Here is a 2,729-nt window from a genome sequence, read left to right as displayed (position 1 = left end):
TCTCTTGTCATCGATCAAATCCAGTTTTCTCTCCATCAATGCTTCATAGCTCACCATCAAATATCCACCGTCCTTTCTGCCTTTATTTCCCCAAAGATCGTATGCACCACGAATTCTGCCGTCACAGAACCTTTCTCCTGCTGAAACGAAAAATCCGTTACCGCCGTCACCCTGTCATCAGCCAGCAATGCTTCCTCTATTCTCTTTTTCAGTTCAGGGATCACATAGGTCACATTCTTTCCATACAGGTCTTCCAGCTCGATGCCATAATTCCAGTCATAAATGGCATATCGGTATCTTTCCGTCTGTAATATCTTATTGACTGCCTGTTTCATGGCCGCCCCTTCATCCACCGTTCCCCGCACCTCAGCCCGTTCTTCGTTCATCTTCCACGTCAGGCTGGGGATGGTCTTTTTCTCAATGGTCATCATATCGATTTCCACTTCCTGTGTCGGTGTCATACTCCCCCTCCTTTCTCACGCGCCCCAGCACCAGATATTCCTGTCCGTCTGCCGCCCGCAGCAACGCTACCCTTTCGCCCGCTTTTGGTTTTCTGTCCCGCTTTATCCTGTAGTTGCTCCAGCTTCCTCCATTGATGCTGATGGTTCCTGTTTCCTCCTGTTCCTGCATATCCTCCGTCAGAATCAGAAATTCCTCTGTCAGTTCCATCCCTTCCTCCAGCCGAATACACAGTGGGCTTGCTGCCATTACGATTCCCGTACAGAAATCCGCACCGGTTTCCGCCACATCCAGCGCCAGCTGTTTGATGATTTCCAGCATTTTTCCGCCTCCTTCTTATCTCAGCCGCCTGCCACAACTTTCCCGTTCCTCCCAGAGCTTTTTCGTCATCTGCCGCATCAGCCCTTCTATATCGATCACAGGTTCTGTCTGTGTTCCCTCTTTTTTGTGCGCTTCTTTTACCGGCACCTTTTCTTCCTCAGCATACCTTTTCTCCTCCTGTACCACTTCTGCCGAAACTGGCACGATCCGCCGCTTTTCCCTTTCTTCTTCTGCTGTTTCCGTAAAAAAAGCCCTTCGCATCACGGGTTCTTTTTCTTCTGCCTGTCCGTTTTCCCATAGGGGCTCCGCCGAAAAAAAGTTTGCCCTCCGTTCTTTCTTCGGCATCTTTTCTTCCTCTGTTTCCTCTTCTGCCGTTTTTTCCGGCAGAATATTTTTCTGTTTCTCCAGAATTTCTCCTGCCGATACGATGGTCTTCGCGCTCTCTTCCTCCCAAAAAACCTTTTTCGTCTCCTGCTGGCTCAAAGCGGCCATAGCCCCCATCTCAGCAAAATGATTTTCCACAGTTTCCGTATCATGCCAGAATCCAATATTTCCCCCTTCGCTCATGCTGATTTTTTCCTTCCAGAACGCCAGAAGCCTTCCAAACAGTCCCTTCTCTCTTTTCTCCATTCCTTCTCTCACCTCTTTATTTCTGTGCCGCTTCTATCTCCATCTCAATGGCCGCACAGCAAAACATCCGCTCAGGCGTTGTCATTTCCGCCCATTCTTTCGGGCGTATCCCATATTTCCGGAGGGCATAGCAGGCATAGTCCGCCTCGTCCACGCCCTCCTCGATCAGTTTTTTGCCTGTGCCTTCCAAGCCTTTCTGCGTTTCTGAAACCCATTGATGTCCTTTACGGCCTCCAAGAGTTTCACATACTCCCCGGGATAGAGCATTTCCTTCAGCGCCTGTTCCCCGTCAACAGCGCCGTAGCTTGCCCAAAGCTCCCGATCCTTCAGGTCAGGCTTTACCACCGAAAGCAGGCATAACGCTGCCCATTTGTCCTTCTTTCCTTCCGCTGCTCTGCGGTATTCTTCCTCGCTGACCGCTCTGATCTCCCAAAGCACTTCTTCGCCATTCTCCATAAAACAAGGGGAAACGGAAACCCTTCGATTTTCAGGAAACCCGTTATTCTCCTTCAGAAAACTTTTCAAGTCCATCCTTATCCCTCCTCGATCCGAATATTCAGCCGCATCCGATGCTCTCCGTCCTCAAAAACGTGGGTACAGCTTTCGATCAATGCCTGTCCCTGCAGGCTGATCTCCGCCAGCCCGGGGATCTCCAGCCAGATGCTGTTCCCTGCCAGCAGCAAAATGTCCCCGTTGATGTTTTCAATGGTCAGTTTTTTCACCACACGACTTTTTTCTTTCAGGATGCTTTCTGCCAGTTCTTTCAGCTGCGCCTGATTCAATGTGTAAGCCACCCGTTTGTAATACTGCAGCCTGCCCCATTTCTTCACCTGATCGGCCTTCTCCACTTTATATGCCTTCCGTTCCGTTTCCTTCCGTCCCGCATGGTAAAGCTGTACCGCATTATAGGTATCCTTGCTGATATCTGTCCTGTATGTATACTCACTGATGCCGCCGTCGCATTTCAGCACTGCATCCGTCACCATCTCTCTTCTTTCCTTCACCGCCAAAGCCCCTGCGCCGTCATACAGAAAATATTCCTTTCCCGTTGCCTGCCCACAGATCTCCAGTGCCGAAAGAATGATATCCATCAGCGTTTCCCCTTCCTCGATCCTCTGGGGTATCTTCCACCCACTGTCCGTGATATGCCCTACCTGCAGCCCATAGTCCGCACCAATGGTCTGGATCACTTCCTTTGCACTTTTGTTTACAAAAACATAAGTAGCCTTGTTCCTTGTCAGGTAAAACATCTGGTCATAGGCCGTCACAGAAATGATCTGCTCCGATGTCCTCTCTTTTGTCATCACAAATCCGCTGAA

Annotated in this window: 6 protein-coding genes; all 6 read right to left on the bottom strand. The window is 49.9% G+C overall.

Translation table 11 applies throughout. The annotated features are described in order from the left end of the window. Nucleotides 1-56 precede the first annotated feature (56 nt). Nucleotides 57-461 (bottom strand): DUF2634 domain-containing protein, encoded by a 405-nt coding sequence (locus tag ACJMLT_RS06685; RefSeq protein WP_405728424.1) that lies wholly within the window; start codon nt 459-461, stop codon nt 57-59. Further along, complete coding sequence (locus tag ACJMLT_RS06680) at nt 418-780, bottom strand: DUF2577 domain-containing protein (RefSeq protein WP_405728421.1); 363 nt, start codon at nt 778-780, stop codon at nt 418-420. Before ACJMLT_RS06680 ends, ACJMLT_RS06685 begins: the two co-directional genes overlap by 44 nt. Before the next feature lie 15 nt (nt 781-795). Beyond that, complete coding sequence (locus ACJMLT_RS06675) at nt 796-1,410, bottom strand: hypothetical protein (protein WP_405728418.1); 615 nt, start codon at nt 1,408-1,410, stop codon at nt 796-798. Nucleotides 1,411-1,426: 16 nt separating this feature from the next. Further along, the gene (locus ACJMLT_RS06670; protein WP_405728415.1) at nt 1,427-1,564 is read right to left on the bottom strand and encodes a hypothetical protein; all 138 of its coding nucleotides are present in this window, start codon (nt 1,562-1,564) and stop codon (nt 1,427-1,429) included. Between the two features lie 11 nt (nt 1,565-1,575). Beyond that, nucleotides 1,576-1,941: a phage tail assembly chaperone gene (locus ACJMLT_RS06665; RefSeq protein WP_405728412.1), complete on the bottom strand. Its 366-nt coding sequence runs from the start codon at nt 1,939-1,941 to the stop codon at nt 1,576-1,578. Nucleotides 1,942-1,943: 2 nt separating this feature from the next. After that, on the bottom strand, nt 1,944-2,729 hold a 786-nt coding region (locus ACJMLT_RS06660; protein ID WP_405728409.1), incomplete at its 5' end, for an XkdQ/YqbQ family protein.

Source organism: Anaerotignum sp. (genome assembly GCF_045122575.1).
In the GTDB taxonomy this organism is placed as follows: Bacteria; Bacillota; Clostridia; order Lachnospirales; family Anaerotignaceae; genus Anaerotignum_A.
Note: the sequence above shows the minus strand (reverse complement) of the source record. Positions and strands in the feature narration are given on the sequence as shown.